Origin of the sequence: Akkermansia muciniphila, assembly GCF_900184965.1 — a bacterium.
Lineage (GTDB): Bacteria > Verrucomicrobiota > Verrucomicrobiia > Verrucomicrobiales > Akkermansiaceae > Akkermansia > Akkermansia muciniphila_A.
Genome location: NZ_FXYA01000185.1, coordinates 1 through 15,996, shown reverse-complemented (window position 1 = coordinate 15,996; position 15,996 = coordinate 1). Strand labels below are relative to the sequence as shown.

Here is a 15,996-nt window from a genome sequence, read left to right as displayed (position 1 = left end):
AACGGGACTTTTCCTGATTGGCAACGTTGCCTATTGCCCGGCGCCCGCCGTTGTGCTATCCTTTCCGGCCGGATGCCACCCATCCTGCCGCCCCGCCATGGAAACTACAACAACCACCACTGCCGTTCCCCCGCTGGAACTGACCAGGGCCCCCCGAAAAATTCAGTCCCTGGACCTCAGGGACATCCCGCAGGCTCCCGGCCCGGAAAAGGGAGTGTTGGCCCTCATGGCCATGGACCCGGCCACTTATGTGGGGCAATGCGTCACCATCGGCATGACGGAGGACTACTTCTACCTCCCTGCGCACAAGCTGCTCTGGCGCCTTTTCCAGGCCCGATATAACAAAAACGAACCCATTGACATCGTTTCCATCACCCAGGCCCTGGAAGACATGCACCAGCTGGAAGCCGTAGGCGGAAGCGCGGGCCTGGCGGAAATCTACACCTTTACCACCACCGGAGCCTATTTTGAGCACTACCTCAATGTCCTGAAGGACAAATTCATCCTTCGCTCCATCATTGACATCGCCAACCAGTCCACTACGCAGGCCTTTGACAATCCGGACGACGTAGCGGAACTGCTGGATTCTGTGGAAACCCATATTTTCCAGATACGGGAACGCTATAACAGCGCCAAGGATGAACAAAGCCTGGCCAGCATCCTTAAACAGGCCGTCACCAATTTTGAAAAATTCATCGCAAGCAAAGGCCAAATCCAGGGACTGACCACGGGATTTGAGGAACTGGATAAAAAAAGCAACGGCCTTAAACCGGGGGACATGTTCATCATCGCCGCCCGTCCATCCATGGGTAAAACCTCCTTCCTGCTCAACATCATTGAGCACATCGCGCTGAATGAGAAAAAACCTACTCTGCTCTTTTCCTGTGAAATGCCCGCGGTCCAGATTGTGGAACGCCTTCTTTTCGCCCGCTCCGGAGTCCGCAGCCGGGAAATCATCAAGAGAGGCAACCTCACCCAGCTTGAAATGAAGCACTTCAAACAGGCCGTCAAGGAAGTGGGGGCTTCCCAGCTTGTCATTGACGATACCGCAGCCATCTCCATCAACGAACTCCGGGCCAAAGCGCGCCGGGTCATGCGGGACCAGGGCGGTTTGGCAGCCATCGGCGTAGACTATCTCCAGCTCATGCGCTCCCACTCCAAACAGGCGGCCAACAGCCGTGAACGAGAAGTAGCGGAAATATCCGCCGGCCTCAAAGCCCTGGCCAAGGAACTTAAAGTGCCTGTTATCGTCCTCGCCCAGCTCAACCGCGGTCCGGAAAGCCGCACGGGAGCCAGCTTGGGCGTCCCCCGCATCTCCGACCTTCGCGAATCCGGCTCCATCGAACAGGACGCGGACATGATCGGCCTGCTCTACCGCTCCGCCTACTATGCGGAAGATGAGGAAAAACGCCAGCAAATGGCCGGACGGGCCAATCTGCATCTGGCCAAAAACCGCAACGGCCCCACGGGGGACGTTCCGCTCCACTTCGAAGCGGAACTCATGCGCTTCTCCACCCGCGAAGCGGATGAACACGACCAAGAAAGCGAATAAAAACTTTCTCTCCAGACGCCTGTTCTCTACGGATTAGCAATCCGGGGTCAAGCTTTGATTCTAAGCGGGAATGACTTGTATTGGCGTTTCCTTCCATGCCAAGAGGCGTTTTTATGAAATGAAGTCTGCCCGGCGCCATTGGCTTCCAATGAAAGCCCTGAGATCCTTTGCGTTATTTAAATCTGTAGTTAAATTTTGATAACTCTCTTTTCTGGAATACGTTATATGTAAGAAAAAGTCTGCCTTTCAATGGCTGTAGCTCTTTGAAACTTTTCCTAAGTCAAACAGGATTTTCTTCGGTTTTTGCCTATAACGGATTGCTAACCCGGTAGCATCACGGTAGCGCCAGCGTTTTCTCTGGGCTTATTAATCTAGTTATTTTTTTAATATGAAAAAAAACTTATTTATTGCGGCAATCCTCTGCGGATCATGCATCTGCGCCAATGCCGCCAGCATGGTTACGGAATGGACTGGCAACGCTGGTCCTACGGAAGGCAATACCTATGAACTGGGTAATGCGGACAACTGGAGCAATGGAGTTCCCGCCCGCAGCAACGGGCAGGGGCCGGACGTCATCTTCAATAACACCGGAACTATCAATATCAGCGGCTCCATGGTGGACACCTCCGACGGTGGCAGCATCACCGTCACAGGCAACAGCAATGTTACGGTTGGGGGAACCCGCTGGACCGGAAACGTCACCATTGGAGCCAATTCCTCTCTTTCCCTCACACAAGTGGACTTCAAAAGCAGTGAGATCATCCTGGACGGGATCTTCCATCTTGGCGTTTGCGGCATTGACAATGGAGGCAATGGAGCCCGGCTTGTTTTCGGAACAAACGGTATCATGAACGTTAATCAGCAAATCTGGGGAGCATCCGGCTTCTCCGTTTCCGGCATGCTGGCCACCATATCCACTGACTTGGCTGCTGGAGAATTCCAGTTTGTTACCCGCACGCTGATTACCTCCGCCGGTTTTGACGGCGGTTCCATTTCCCTGGGAGACTTCACCGCGGAAGACGGCGGCGCGCTGACCAAGGCGTCCGGAATTATGGAAGGGAACGCCGCAGACTACCAGGGCCAGTACTATCTCTACACGGAAAACGGAAACGTCAAGGTGCAGTACGTAGTGGCGGGAGCAGTGCCGGAACCTGCTACGGCCACCCTCAGCCTGCTGGGGCTGGCTTCCCTGATGCTGCGCCGCAGGCGCGCCTGACCTTTCATCCCCCCTATCTTTTCTCAACAGCCTGTATGCCCCGCGTACAGGCTGTTTTATTTTCCAGATGAATGACGGGAACGTCACGGAAAACATCTTCGCGCCCTTGCCGGAACCCCGTAGCAGCTTAAACAGGCGCCTTTCCCCTGGCATCCAGAAGCCCCGCAAGGGCCCGCTGGGAAACCATTTTACGGAAAGACAGGCGGTCCCTCGGATAAAACATTATCTCCGCCCGCGTCTCTCCTCCCCGGAAAGCCCAGGCAAGCCATACGGTCCCCACAGGCTTTTCCGGCGTACCGCCTCCGGGGCCCGCAATACCGCTGACGGCAACGGCGACATCAGCTCCGGAGCGTTCCAGGGCTCCTTCCGCCATCGCTCTGACCACGGGCTCGCTCACAGCACCGTAACGCGTCAGAACCTCCTTCGGCACGCCCAGCATCTCCGTCTTTGCCCGGTCGGCATAAGTAACCCATCCGCATTCAAAAACTCCGGAAGATCCCGGCACATCCGTAATTCTCTTGGCAATCAGGCCGCCGGTGCAGCTTTCCGCCGTCGCCGCTTTCAGCCCCTGCTGCGCCAGATGGCACACAACCGCTTTCTCCAGAGAGGCCCCAACAGGAGCCAGCACATACGCCCCGGCCAAAATGCGCAAACGGGCCTCACCCTGTTTCAAAGCCGTCTCGCTGCCCACCAGACGGACGTCCACTTCCCCGACGCGCGCGCAATACGCCACTTCCAGCCCCTCCACCTGGTGCAGGGAACCATCCACCAGTTCCTGAAGATCGCTCTCCCCTATCCCTACCAGGCGGAACACGCGCAAATGCGGAATATCCTCATCCGCCAAATCTTCCAGAAGCGGCATTACGGAATCTTCCACCATCGGCCTTAACTCTGCCGGAGGCCCCGGCAGCAGGATAAACATGGGAAGGGAACCGCTGGCAGGCATCACCAGCCCGGGCGCCGTTCCGTTGGAATTCTTCAATACCGCAGCTCCATCCGGAACCATGGCCTGCTTGAAATTGCACTCCGCAATGGGAATCCCCCTCCGTTCAAAATAACTCTTCAGTCCCTCCGCCACACGCTCATCATGATGCATATCCACGCCGCACACGTCGCACAGGGCTTCCCGGGTCACATCATCGCTCGTCGGTCCCAGCCCCCCGCTCACAATCACGATATCTGCGCGCCGGGCGCTCTCCCTCATAGCCTCGTTAATAGCGTAACCGTCGGGCACGACGGTTACCCTCCCCACACGGAATCCGGCCTCAAATAATCTGTTGCCCAGCCATGCGGCATTTGTATTCACAATACTCCCCAGCAAAATTTCCGTCCCGGTGTTGATCAATTCAACCCTGATCTCTTTCATGTATCCAGTATGCTCCCTCAAGAGCTCCGTGACATGCAACAATCCTGCCATGTATCATAAAAAACTTCATTTAAATGCCCCGTAAGATACATTATGGGCACTGACAAAGACCATGAACACACCCTCCCGGCCTCGGGCCACCAAAATCATCTGCACTATTGGACCCGCAACAGACACTTCCGACATGCTGGGCCAGCTTATTGAAGCCGGAGCCAACGTCTTCCGGCTCAATATGAGCCATTCCCAGCACGACTGGGTTCGGGAAGTCGTCTTCCGCATCCGCCGGAAAGCAGCGGAACTGAAAGCGAACGTGGCCATCCTCTTTGACCTCCAGGGGCCTTCCATCCGCACGGGAGATCTGGTTGAACCCTACCATTTGAAAAAGGGAGACACAATGGAAATCCGCCTGGGCACGGCCAAGCCGGAACTTCCTTTTTCCACCACGGTAAACTATGACGGCCTCCTGCAGGACGTTCAGGCGGGCCATACCATGGTGGTGGATAACGGAGGCATCCTCATGCGCATTGCGGAAGTGCGCCCGGACAGGCTTATCTGCGACGTGCTCACGGAAGGCGTATTCGGCTCCCGCCGCCACATCAACCTGCCCGGCGTAGCGCTGCGGCTCCCGGCCCTGACGGAAAAAGACCTGGCGGATCTGGCCGTGGCCGTAGAATGCGAGACGGACTACGTAGCCATGTCCTTTGTCCGGGATGCCGCCCATATTGCCCAGCTCCGGGAACATATCGACAACTTGGGAGGCAAAGCCCAGATCGTCGCAAAGATTGAAGACCAGCAGGCTATCCGCCACATTGACGATATCATCCTGGCCGCAGACGTCATCATGGTCGCGCGCGGAGACCTGGGCATTGAAGTCAGCATTGAAGAACTGCCCATCATCCAGCGCCGCATCATCCGCCATTGCCACAGGCTGGGACGCCGCTGCATCGTGGCAACGCATATGCTGGAATCCATGATCACCCAGCCTACGCCCACCCGTGCGGAAGTCACGGACGTTTCCAACGCCATCTTTGAACAAGTGGACGCCGTCATGCTTTCCGGGGAAACCTCCGTGGGCCATTACCCCGTACGCTGCGTGGAAGTGCTGGACTCCATCGCCCACCGTATGGAACGCTCCGGCAACCTCAACTTCGCGGCATCCGCCATCCTGAACGGAGACCGCCAGAAAGCCACCAAGGCAGCCATCTCCCTGGCGGACTCCGTGGAAAACGCCTGTCTGGTCGTCTTTACCCGCCGCGGCCTGGCCGCCACGCAGGCAGCCGTCCTCAGGCCGGAACGGGCGGCCATCTTCGCCTTCAGCAATGACCCTGTCGTTGTCAGGCAGCTCGCCCTGGCTCGCGACGTAACCGCCTTTGAATCCCCCTTCCTGAAAGATCCGGCCCGCATGATTTCCACCGCTCTGGACCTGTTGAAGGAAAAAGGGCTGATCTCCTCCGGTCAGCCTGTCGTCATCCAGGGGGACAGTCTGCAAGGGGAACTGCTGGCGGACTCCATCATCTTCATGCGCGTGGAATAATGGCCCGCACCTTTCCTATAGAGCGGGAGACGGCCGTATGGCCCCCGCCCGCCCCCCTCAGGGAACTTCTGCGGGATGCAGATCCGGACGAACGCCGGATAGCGGATCATCTGGCCCACGGCGAACTTTACGTCGCAAGAAACTGCGGAGCTGCCGCCGGAGTCATCGTTATCCGTCAGACGGGGGAAAATACATGGGAAATCATGAATTGCTCCGTAGCCCCTGAATATAGAAGGCAGCGCTGCGGAACAGCCCTGGTGCGGCACGCCCTGGACATCATCAGAAGCAAAGGGGGCCGGTATGCGGAAGTGGGAACGTCCGATGCGTCTCCGGGGCCAATGGCCCTCTATGAAAGCTGCGGATTCCAGGTTTCTGGCGTTATCAACAACCACTTCACGGACAACTATCCGGAACCCGTCTGGGACAACGGCGTGCAATGCATTGACATGATCCGCATGCGTGCGGACCTCTCCCTTCGGGAAGAAGGGGTCCCCCATGCTGCTCAGAAAGCATAAACCAGGCTGGCTCCCGTCACCCAGCTATTACCCTTCACCAGCGTTCTTCCATACACGCGGTTCACCCCGTGGGAACCTTTGCCGAGCCAGTGCAGGCCAACGAAAGGTTCTATAAAAACATTCCCGAACAGGCGGTAATTCGCCGTCACCCTGAAATAGAGAGACTGCCAGCCGTTGCTGCTGGAAGGCCAATAGGAAGAACTCAACACGGCGCCGAATTTAAAGCCCATATAAAGGTTCTCCGTCATCCGGAAATCCGATCCCGTGCACATATCAAACCACCAGCCCGTGATTCCGTAAAAGGAATATGCGGCACTTCCCTGCGCATAAAAACCGGGAAGGAATCCCACATCATGGCGCATAATCAGCGCCGTTTCGTACGTTGTCCCCCCATTGCCGAACAAACGTTCGGAAGCAAACCCCGCTAATCCGCCGTCATTCGCACGAAAGGATAATGCCGCATACGTAGCCTTTCCAAGCTTCCGCTGAAGGCCAAGATCCACCATCGTCTCATTCTCTATATCCGCCGCCGGATGCCCCAGTAAAATCTCCTCCTTCAAAGCCAGAATCAGGGAATACCGGTCATTCAAATCGCTTCTCCAATCCAGCCGCAGAGGCGCCGTGGGATTACAGCCTGCGGGAATCAGGCCTCTAAACTCGTAATTAGTGGAATACCCGGCTTTGATACTGCCGCTGACCGGTCTTAAAGCAGGAGCGGAAGGAACCTCCGGAATGCGTGATTCCGCCGAAGAAACGGCCATGAAAGCGACGGAGGCCATGCCTGCTCCAAGGAGAAAAGAAAAAAAGAAATTCATAACATCGAAATGCCGTGCGGAAAGTATTCTGGATAAAAAAACTCCTCTTGGCAACAAGCAAAAACGCCGCTGATCCCTGCTCCGTTTCAGGAAACATCATTCAAGTTTGCCCCCGTCAACTTCAGAAAGGATAAACGGGGCCAGAACCGTCCACTACTTTGAAAGTCTTATCAGGCTTGCCGCCCCTGCCCGAACCCCGGTTGGCCTTCAAGGGCCCGGTTGAAGCTGGCAAAAGGAACGAGAGATAGGTTCCTGGAGACCAGTTTCACCGGAAGTTCAACTTTCAGTCATCAGGCCCGGGAACCATTGGAAATAAAAAGCGCGGCGGATTTCTCCGCCGCACCTGAAAATATCATTCAATCGTTGGCCGGATGGCTTAGAAAGAATAGACGAGGCTGGCGCCAGCCACCACGCCGAAGTTCTTGTAAGGCTTGTCTCCCTTATCCAGGCCCTTATTGACCTTCAACGCGCCGCAGCCGGCCCAGTTGAAGCTGACAAAGGGAACAAGGGAAAGGTTCTTCACTCCCAGCTTCACCGGAAGTTCAGCTTTCACCCACCAGGCCTGAGCGCCATTGGCCTGCTCAAACGCAGCGCCAAAATAGCTGGACGTGGCGGACATGCCGGCCGTTACGACAATGTCCGTGGCAGGGCAGAGGGCTGCCTTGTAGCCAACGTAAGGCTGGAACCACCAGCCGGTCATGCCCTGGAAGGCATAGCTCGTGGTCACGCCGGCAAACCAGTTCTTGGTCACATCATAGTTCAGGTTCAGGTAAAACTCCTGCGTGACGGAATGAGCGTGGTCATACTTGGCAAAGCTGCCCAGCAGGCCGCCATGAATCAGATTCCAGCCAAGCGTCGTGGACAGATTGTTCAACAAACCGTCCTTATTCTGCCAGCCAAGATTGAAATTGGTCTCATTGTGGAAGGAAGTATCCCTGTCCCCCATGAGATGGTGGCCTGAAGTCAAGGTCGTATAAGAAGCGGAAGCCACGATGGAGTTGGCATCACACAGCTTGTAATTCAGATTGACACCAGCAGGGATAACGCTATCCCCTTCCGCCAGCGCGTGGGAAGCCACAATGCCGCGGCAGGTGTAATTGGAAGCGTACCCGGCGTAAATATCGCCGGACAGCGGGCTGGTAGTCGCCACAGGAGCGGGAACCGGAGTCGGAGCAACAATCTTGACGGGAGTCCCCGCAAGAGCGGCTCCGGCAAAGGATGCCACAACTGCAGCAACACTGATGATGTTCTTGGTTTGCATGACTATTACTTGGTTAGGGTATTAATTGTTGATTTGCTAACATGGAAAGAAAAACGCTTTTTTCCCCCTTGTTAAGAAAAGTGAAACATTTTCGTCACAAAAGTAAAGCATTTTTCTCTCCACCCATCAACCAACCATTGATTTTCTGTCATTTACATTTACCAGCCCCATGACAAAAAAGACAATCTTCCATATCTTCCCAAGCCTTCCCTTCCAGGGTCTGGCAGGATACAGACACTCCGCGCCATCCAGACGCCTGTCTTTCTTCAGGTCAGGAGAAGGATTCACCAGAACCTTTCTCCTGCAGGAAAGCAGCATGGGAATATCCGCTGCACTGTCGCTGTAAGCAACGGCGTTTTCCAGAATGCCGTGCTCCGGAAGCACATTCCCCTCCCGCAAGCGTTTCACTTTCACCGCCCCTTTATTATTACCGTGCGGCAGTTCCGGCATTGCCGGCATGCGTTTCTCCAGAAGCACATCCGTTCCCAAAACTCCATCAAACCCCAGCAGCTCCCCCAGAGGCTTCACATAAAATGAAGGAGAGGCGGAAACCATGAAGCACAGATACCCCTTCTTCCGGTCTTCTTCCAGCCGTTCCTTCAGCTCCGGATAAATCCATTCCTGCGCCATCCTGGCAAACTTCCGTCCATATTCCCGTACCGTTTCAGCGGGGAGCCCCCACAAATACATGAGATAGGCTCGCTTCATCCGTTTTTCATCCCATATTTTCAAAACATAAAACGGAATACAGGCCAGGAAGAGAACAATCAGCAGGCGCCTCCAGGGATGGAGCCTTACCACGAAACAGGAGAAAACATATTGCGTATCCCAGGGCAGGAGCGTTCCGTCCATATCAAAAAGAGCCACGCCTCTTCCTTTCCAATCGTCCGTCATGGTTTCATCCTATACCCGCTTTCCTCAACTCTCAACACCCAACTCCTCCATTACTCCCCCCTGAATGCCCAAAACCCCGGCCGCCAAAAGGCAACCGGGGTTTTGAAGCAAATCCAGAAGGAAATAAGATTAACGGGAGTAGAATTCCACGATGAGCTGCTCGTTGACGATGGGAGCAATCTCTTCCTTGGAAGGCACGCGGGCAATTTTGCCCGTGAGCTTGTCACGGTCGCATTCCAGCCAATCCGGGACCACAGTAGCCTGAGTCAGGTCAAGGGAACGGGTAACCAGCTGCTGGGAGGAAGCCTTACCGCCGACGGCAATGACATCGCCCGGACGGCAGGAGTAGGACGCAATGTTCGTCTTCTTGCCGTTCACGGTGATGTGGCCGTGGGAAACGAGCTGACGGGCTCCGGCGCGGGTATTGCTGAAACCGAGGCGGTACACAACATTGTCCAGACGAAGCTCAAGGAGCTGAAGCAGAATATCGCCGGTAATGCCGCGGCGGCGGGCGGCTTCTGCATAATACTTGCGGAACTGGCCTTCAAGCACACCGTACTGGAAACGCAGCTTCTGTTTTTCAGCAAGCATCACGCCATAGTCGGACTTTTTCTTGCGGCCGGCGCGCATGCCATGCTGGCCGGGAGGGAAGGGGCGCTTTTCAAGAGCCTTGGTGGAACCGAAAAGGGCAACGCCAAAACGGCGGGACACTTTATCGCGGGGACCGGTATAACGAGCCATGATATATTAGATCTATAGGTAAAGGATTCTCAATTAGACGCGGCGGGCCTTCGGAGGACGGCAGCCGTTGTGGGGAATGGGAGTCACGTCCTTGATGGAGGTGATTTCAATACCGATCGTCTGCACGGCACGTACAGCGGATTCACGACCGGAACCGGGGCCCTTCACACGCACTTCCACTTCACGCAAGCCGTGGCCCATGGCCTGGCGGCAGGCGTCCTGGCACACCACCTGGCCGGCATAGGCCGTGCTCTTGCGGGAACCCTTAAAGCCCATCTTGCCGGCGGAGGACCAGCCGATGACATTGCCGCGCTGGTCGGTCACAGTCACGACGGTGTTGTTGAACGTGGAGGAAACGTGAACCACGCCCGTGGAAACGTTTTTGCTGCCCTTGGCCTTCAGGATTTTGGGCTTGTCGTCATCGCCGCCCAGACCAAGTTCCGCAAAGATGTCCTTGCGGGGTTCAGGCTTCTTGATTTCTTCAGGAGCGGAAACAGCGGCGGCCGGAGTTTCAGCGACGGGAGCGGAAGCTGCCGCTTCCACAGGCTGTTCGGCGGTTTCGTTGGTGATTTCTTCGCTAGCCATAGTAAAGCTATATTAAAATTCAGATTGGCGGATTACTTCTTCTTGGCCTGCGCGCCAACAGTCTTCTTCTTGCCTTTACGGGTGCGGGCGTTCGTACGGGTACGCTGGCCGCGCACCGGAAGGCCGCGGCGGTGACGCTGACCGCGATAGCAGTTGATGGAGGTCAGACGCTTGAGGATGGATTGCTTTTCACGACGAAGGTCACCTTCAATCAAAATGCCGTCAGTGGTGATCACTTGAACAATCTTCGTGAGCTGTTCGTCGGTAAGCTGTCCCGTGCGGATGTCGGGATTGATGCCTGCTTGTTCCAGGATTCTCTTAGAAGTCGAGCGACCAATTCCGTAAATATACGGAAGGGAAGCCTCGATGCGCTTCTCGTTGGGTATTTCTGTACCGAAAAGGCGTGCCATAATGGATTGGATTTGCTAGCTGTTATTTTTCTCTGCCTCGCGCAGAGCTATTGCTTGGGGCAAGATGGATACCATAAATTGAGGTTTTGACAAGACCAAAACATCATTTTTTCTATTTTTAATCTCTTGCGCCGCTTGAAGATGCATGCCGTCCGTAACGGCGGAGGATGCGCTCCACCGCCCAGGAGGCATGCTCCTCCACCAGAGGGGACTCCCCGTAAAGCGTCTTCAGAAAATCAACGTCATCCGGAGTTCCCGCATTCCCCATCACAATGCAGCCGTTGCGCAACAATCCATCCCTCTTGAGCCTTTTCAAAGGAGAATTCCGGAACAGGGCGGCAAAACCGCCGGCATCCAGGGAAAGAAGATCGCGCAGGGAAACAGAAGACAGAAAACGGGACATGCGGAACCGTTCGTCAGCGTCCGGCAGAGGTTTGCTGTTCCAGGGACAGACCGTCACGCAGGTATCGCACCCGTACAAGCGCGCGCCTATCAGGGGACGGATTTTTTCCGGAATAGCCCCCCGGTGTTCAATCGTCCAGTAGGAAAGGCAGCGGCCGGCATCAACCTGACCGTTCTCCATAATCGCGCCTGTCGGGCACAGGGCCGCGCAACGGCGGCAACTGCCGCATCCGTTTGATACCGGAGCGTCCGGCTCCAGTTCCAGCGTAGTCAGCAAGGTGGCGATAAAAAAGCGGGAACCTCCTTTCCTGCGCACAATCAGGCCGCTTCTTCCGCGCCATCCCAGGCCGCACGTCTCCGCATGATCCCGTTCCATAACAGGGCCGGAATCCACATACCCCTTCTGCTCTCCTCCGTAAATGGAAAGCAGCTCCTGCAAATCCGCCAGTTTTTCCTCAAGAATTCCGTGGTAATCCTTTCCATGGGCGTAAAGGCAAATGCTTCCCTCCCCCTCCGGCCGCATAACGGGGCTGTCATAATCATAGGACAGGCAGATGATGGAACGGCATCCGGGAAGCACTTCCGCGGGGTCCGCGCGCCGCTCCGGGGAACGCGCCATCCATTCCATTCCGGCGTGCCATCCGCGCTCCAGCCATTGAAATAATTTCTCCGCATGCAGGCTCTTTCCCGCGCGGGCCACCCGGCAGCCGGAAAATCCAAGCTGCCGGGACACGGCGCACAAGGAATTTTTAATCACAGCGGGATCCGGAGTCAGCACGCCGGAATCATGAACAAGAACGCGCCTTCCACCAAGAATTTTCTTCTGTCCGGAGGGAATTGGATTGCCTGCACCTCGCCGCCGCTTCATAATAACGCTTATATGAACATCCGGATTCTGAGCGATGGGAAACAGGGCCACCTCAACCAGTCCCTGGGGCTGGCGCAGGCCCTGATATCCAAAGCGGGAGGAACCGTGGAAACGGTGGATCTGCAGGGACTTTCCCTTCTGGGGAAAATCCGGAAGGTCGTCTCCGGCAGCGATATTCCGCGGCCGGACCTGTTCATTTCCGCCGGCCACGCAACGCATATCCCGCTCATCTGCGCACGGCACCATTTCAAAACCCGGGCCGTCCTCTGCATGAAACCCACGCTTCCCTGCTCCTTTTTCGACCTCTGCCTTATTCCCCGCCACGACCTGGATTCCGGCCGCGATTACACCGACACGGATATCTTCCCCACCCGGGGAGCCCTCCACCCCATGAGGCCAAACCCATCCGGACCAAAGGATATCACCCTGATTCTCATCGGAGGACCCAGCAAAGACTTTGACTGGGATGACGAAAGCATGCTCAATCAGCTCTCTTCCATCAGCATCCACACCCCCGGGAACATCGTTTTGACCACCTCACGCCGGACGCCGGACGGCTTTGCGGAAAAAATCCGGACAGCCGTTCCGGAAATCACCGTCGTTCCCGTAGAGGAGACCCGGCCGGGCTGGGTGGCCCGGCATCTGGCGCACGCCTCCGCCGCCTGGGTCAGCCAGGACAGCGTCTCCATGGTTTATGAGGCTCTCGGCTCCGGCGCGCCTGTAGGCCTCCTTTCCGTGCCGCGCCGGCATGGCAACCGCAAATCCCGCATCCTGTCCGGCCTGGAGATACTGGAGAAGGAAGGCATGGTTACTGGATACAGTGACTGGAAAAAACAGAACTTCCGCCTGGCGGCTCCAGGTTCCCCCCTTCTGGAAGCGGACCGTGCGGCAGACTACATCCTCTCCAGATTTTTCCCCCAGCTCCGCGCCTTATGAAAATAGTGCATCTCGTCCCCTCCATGGAATCCGGAGGCGTGGAACAAGTCGTTATGGAACTGGGCAGCGGCCTTTCTTCCCGGGGCGTGGAAAATATCGTCGTTTCCGGAGGCGGACGCCTGGTGCCCCGTCTGGAAAAGGAAGGCTCCCGCCATATCCTGATGCCGATAGGGAAAAAAAGCATCTCCACTCTCTTCCGCATCGGAGCCCTCCGCGCCCTGCTTCAGGCCGTCAGGCCGGATATCCTGCATCTCCATTCCCGCGTTCCTGCATGGGCGGGCTACCTGGCATGGAAAAAGCTGCCGCCGGAAGACAGGCCCGGCCTCGTCACCAGCGTTCACGGCTTTTACTCCGTCAACCGGTACTCCGCCATCATGAGCCGGGGAGAGCGGGTGCTCGCCGTCTCCAACTGCATCAGGGACTATATCCTCGCCCATTATCCGTCCACCCCGCCGGACCACATCAGAATCATACCCAACGCCATTTCTCCTGACCAGTATCATCCGGATTACTCCCCCTCCCGGGAATGGCTCACGGGCTGGTTCATGTCCTATCCCGAGCTGAAGGGCAAATTCACCCTGTGCCTGCCGGGCCGCATCACGCGCCTGAAAGGGCATCTGGATCTGATTCCGGTCGTCAGGCAGCTTCTGGAACAGGGGATTCCGGCCCACGCCGTCATCGTAGGAGAAGCCAAGAAAGGAAAAGAAGAATATAAAAACGAAGTCCTGCGGGCAATAGAGCGTTCCGGCGTCTCCCAGGCTTTCACCTGGACAGGACATCGCCAGGATCTGCGGGACATTATTTCCACGTGTTCCGTCACCCTCTCCCTGACCAAAAGCCCGGAAGCCTTCGGCAAATCAACCCTGGAGGCTCTTGCTCTGGGCAAACCCGTTGCCGGATACGCTCACGGAGGAGTCAAGGAACAGCTGGACTCCTTCCTTCCGGAAGGGAATGTCGCCGTAGGAGATGCCGCCGCCATGGCGGACCTGCTGGCACGCTGGCACGCCCAGCCCCCCCCCCTGCCCCGGCAAATCCCTTCCCCTTACAAAATGCAGGATATGATTCAATCCCATCTGGACGTTTACCAGGAACTGACCACCTCTTCATGACTCCTCGGGAAGCAGCCATAGCCCTGAACCTGATACCGGGCCTGGGCCCTGTCAGAATCATGCGCCTTCTGCAGGTATTCGCCACTCCGGAACTGATTCTGGAATCCCCTGCCTCCCTGTTGATGGAGATTCCCGGCATCGGGGCGCAACTTGCGCGCCATATTTCCTCCTGGCGGAGCACCGTCAACCCGTACAGGGAACTGGAACTGGCGGAAAACGCGGGAGCTTCAGTCACCACGGTTTTTGACGACTCCTACCCATCCTCCCTGCGTGATCTGCTGGCCCCGCCCATTGTCCTCTACTCCTGGGGAAACTGGACTGAAACGGATGCCGAACGCTCCATTGCCGTCGTCGGCTCACGCATGGCCACCCATTACGGCAGGCTTTGCGCCAGAAACGTCTCCCATGACCTGGCGGAAGCCGGAGTAACCGTTATTTCCGGACTGGCGCGCGGCGTGGACACGGAAGCCCATGCCGGGGCCATGGACGCGGGAGGACGCACCATTGCCGTCATCGGGGCAGGGCTCAACAAACTGTATCCTCGGGAAAACAGCAATTTGGCGCAGCGCATTGCGGACGGGCATGGAGCGGTAGTTTCCGAGTTCCCGATGGACTTGCCTCCCTCCCGCACCACTTTTCCCATGCGCAACCGCATCGTGAGCGGCTGGAGCCGCGCTACGCTGGTGGTGGAAGCGTCCGGACGCAGCGGAGCTTTGATCACAGCCCGGACGGCGGCCGAACAGGGCCGGGACGTTTTCTGCATCCCCGGACCGGTTGACCGGCATTCTTCCGACGGATGCCATGCCCTCATCCGGGACGGAGCTATCCTGGCCACCGGAGCCTCCGATATTTTGCAGGACATGAACTGGGCCGTTCCGGAACAGGGACTTCCTCTCTTCTCTCCAGGAGCTCCTTCCAGAGCCACACCCCCACCGCTTCCCACTTTGGAAGAAAAGGAAATTCTCCACGCCATCAGACTGGGGTTCAATACGATTGACACCCTCTGCACCTCTCTGGGAAAAGCGGCGCACATCATCACCCCGCTTTTGGCAAAAATGCAAATTGCAGGGCAAATCACTCCGGACGCCGGAGGGTATTTCTCCATAAACAGCAGGAAACTGTAGGCGGATTCTGCTTTTCCGCCGGGAAAAACGCCGGTTCCAGGGCACCTTTCCTTGCCCCTTGACCGTGGCGCCGTAAGGCGCCTCCGGCCATCCCCACATAAAAATCTTCTCAGCCGGAAGCCAAACAAACATCTTCAAACAGCCGCCAAATTCTTTCCTTCAATAATTATTATTCCAGAAATTAAATCTATCAGCAACGCATCCCCGGCATTTTAAATGCCAGCGGCAAAATTGACATGTCTGCAAAACAGAATATGTTCAGAAAAAATCTCTGATATATTTGCTGAACGCAAGCCAGGGCGCATACGGAAACACCTCCTGAAAGAACTGTTGACGAACATATTTTGAACGCATTTTTCCTGCACGGAGTCTCATCCTTCACAAGATCTGTCCGACGGGTGAAAAAAATAATTCAAACTCCGTTCAGGGTGGTTTTTGGTTCCATAGGTAGTTAATAGAGAAAAAAGGCCGCGGATTGTTTGATCCGCGGCTTTTTTTCGTCCGGCTCTCTTTCAAAGGCGGAGTTTGGGCTTGATGAATGAAACTTCTTACTGTAGCAACAAGACATGCGTTTATTCGCCCTCCTTGCAGGATTCTCCCTTTGCCTGAGCTCCACAAGCTGCCAATCGTTCGGGGATTCAAATGATTACATCCCTCTCGCAACGCCC

16 protein-coding genes are annotated in these 15,996 nt (G+C 56.3%); 8 read left to right on the top strand and 8 right to left on the bottom strand.

Features of this window, described 5'->3' with window-relative positions:
• Positions 1-97 precede the first annotated feature (97 nt).
• Both dnaB and CI070_RS05645 read left to right on the top strand, forming a co-directional pair.
• On the top strand, positions 98-1,552 hold the full coding sequence (gene dnaB / locus CI070_RS05650; protein ID WP_094137391.1) for a replicative DNA helicase: 1,455 nt from the start codon (positions 98-100) through the stop codon (positions 1,550-1,552).
• 388 nt (positions 1,553-1,940) lie between these two features.
• Positions 1,941-2,768, top strand: a complete 828-nt coding sequence (locus CI070_RS05645; RefSeq protein WP_094137390.1) for a PEP-CTERM sorting domain-containing protein — start codon at positions 1,941-1,943, stop codon at positions 2,766-2,768.
• A 127-nt stretch (positions 2,769-2,895) separates the two neighbouring features.
• Here the strand turns inward: CI070_RS05645 and CI070_RS05640 are convergent, their stop codons facing one another.
• On the bottom strand, positions 2,896-4,134 hold the full coding sequence (locus tag CI070_RS05640; RefSeq protein ID WP_179218572.1) for a competence/damage-inducible protein A: 1,239 nt from the start codon (positions 4,132-4,134) through the stop codon (positions 2,896-2,898).
• Between the two features lie 112 nt (positions 4,135-4,246).
• On the opposite strand from CI070_RS05640, the gene pyk reads away from it, so the two are divergent.
• Entirely contained in the window at positions 4,247-5,668 is a 1,422-nt protein-coding gene (gene pyk, locus CI070_RS05635) for a pyruvate kinase (protein ID WP_094137388.1), read from the top strand.
• Positions 5,668-6,183, top strand: coding sequence for a GNAT family N-acetyltransferase (locus CI070_RS05630; protein WP_094137387.1), 516 nt, complete (start codon positions 5,668-5,670; stop codon positions 6,181-6,183). The genes pyk and CI070_RS05630 overlap by 1 nt, the downstream gene beginning before the upstream one ends.
• Here the strand turns inward: CI070_RS05630 and CI070_RS05625 are convergent.
• A complete protein-coding gene (locus CI070_RS05625) occupies positions 6,171-6,944 on the bottom strand; it encodes a hypothetical protein (protein ID WP_179219357.1) in 774 nt (257 codons plus the stop codon). The two genes, CI070_RS05630 and CI070_RS05625, sit on opposite strands and share 13 nt — an antisense overlap.
• On the opposite strand from CI070_RS05625, the gene CI070_RS14110 reads away from it, so the two are divergent.
• A complete protein-coding gene (locus CI070_RS14110) occupies positions 6,943-7,071 on the top strand; it encodes a hypothetical protein (RefSeq protein WP_256943699.1) in 129 nt (42 codons plus the stop codon). The two genes, CI070_RS05625 and CI070_RS14110, sit on opposite strands and share 2 nt — an antisense overlap.
• 303 nt (positions 7,072-7,374) lie before the next feature.
• On the opposite strand, the gene CI070_RS05620 is transcribed toward CI070_RS14110, so the two are convergent.
• From CI070_RS05620 to queG, 6 genes are all read right to left on the bottom strand, one after another.
• Entirely contained in the window at positions 7,375-8,259 is an 885-nt protein-coding gene (locus CI070_RS05620; protein WP_094137385.1) for a hypothetical protein, read from the bottom strand.
• A gap of 126 nt (positions 8,260-8,385) precedes the next feature.
• Positions 8,386-9,153 carry an HAD family hydrolase gene (locus tag CI070_RS05615; protein WP_094137384.1) on the bottom strand — a complete coding sequence of 256 codons (768 nt, stop codon included), beginning with the start codon at positions 9,151-9,153 and terminating at the stop codon, positions 8,386-8,388.
• A 129-nt stretch (positions 9,154-9,282) separates the two neighbouring features.
• The gene (gene rpsD, locus CI070_RS05610) at positions 9,283-9,894 is read right to left on the bottom strand and encodes a 30S ribosomal protein S4 (protein WP_022198459.1); all 612 of its coding nucleotides are present in this window, start codon (positions 9,892-9,894) and stop codon (positions 9,283-9,285) included.
• A 33-nt stretch (positions 9,895-9,927) separates the two neighbouring features.
• Entirely contained in the window at positions 9,928-10,479 is a 552-nt protein-coding gene (gene rpsK / locus CI070_RS05605; protein ID WP_012419491.1) for a 30S ribosomal protein S11, read from the bottom strand.
• A 32-nt stretch (positions 10,480-10,511) separates the two neighbouring features.
• Positions 10,512-10,889 carry a 30S ribosomal protein S13 gene (rpsM, locus tag CI070_RS05600; protein ID WP_012419492.1) on the bottom strand — a complete coding sequence of 126 codons (378 nt, stop codon included), beginning with the start codon at positions 10,887-10,889 and terminating at the stop codon, positions 10,512-10,514.
• Positions 10,890-11,007: 118 nt separating this feature from the next.
• Positions 11,008-12,048 (bottom strand): tRNA epoxyqueuosine(34) reductase QueG, encoded by a 1,041-nt coding sequence (queG, locus tag CI070_RS05595; RefSeq protein WP_218824885.1) that lies wholly within the window; start codon positions 12,046-12,048, stop codon positions 11,008-11,010.
• A gap of 123 nt (positions 12,049-12,171) precedes the next feature.
• Here queG and CI070_RS05590 point away from each other — a divergent pair, with 123 nt between their 5' ends.
• Genes CI070_RS05590 through dprA form a run of 3 tightly spaced genes read left to right on the top strand, consistent with a single transcriptional unit; the run spans position 12,172 to position 15,328 of the window.
• Entirely contained in the window at positions 12,172-13,095 is a 924-nt protein-coding gene (locus tag CI070_RS05590) for a mitochondrial fission ELM1 family protein (protein ID WP_179218569.1), read from the top strand.
• Positions 13,092-14,204, top strand: a complete 1,113-nt coding sequence (locus tag CI070_RS05585; protein ID WP_094137381.1) for a glycosyltransferase — start codon at positions 13,092-13,094, stop codon at positions 14,202-14,204. The genes CI070_RS05590 and CI070_RS05585 overlap by 4 nt, the downstream gene beginning before the upstream one ends.
• Positions 14,201-15,328: a DNA-processing protein DprA gene (gene dprA / locus CI070_RS05580; protein ID WP_094137380.1), complete on the top strand. Its 1,128-nt coding sequence runs from the start codon at positions 14,201-14,203 to the stop codon at positions 15,326-15,328. The genes CI070_RS05585 and dprA overlap by 4 nt, the downstream gene beginning before the upstream one ends.
• Positions 15,329-15,996: the final 668 nt, after the last annotated feature.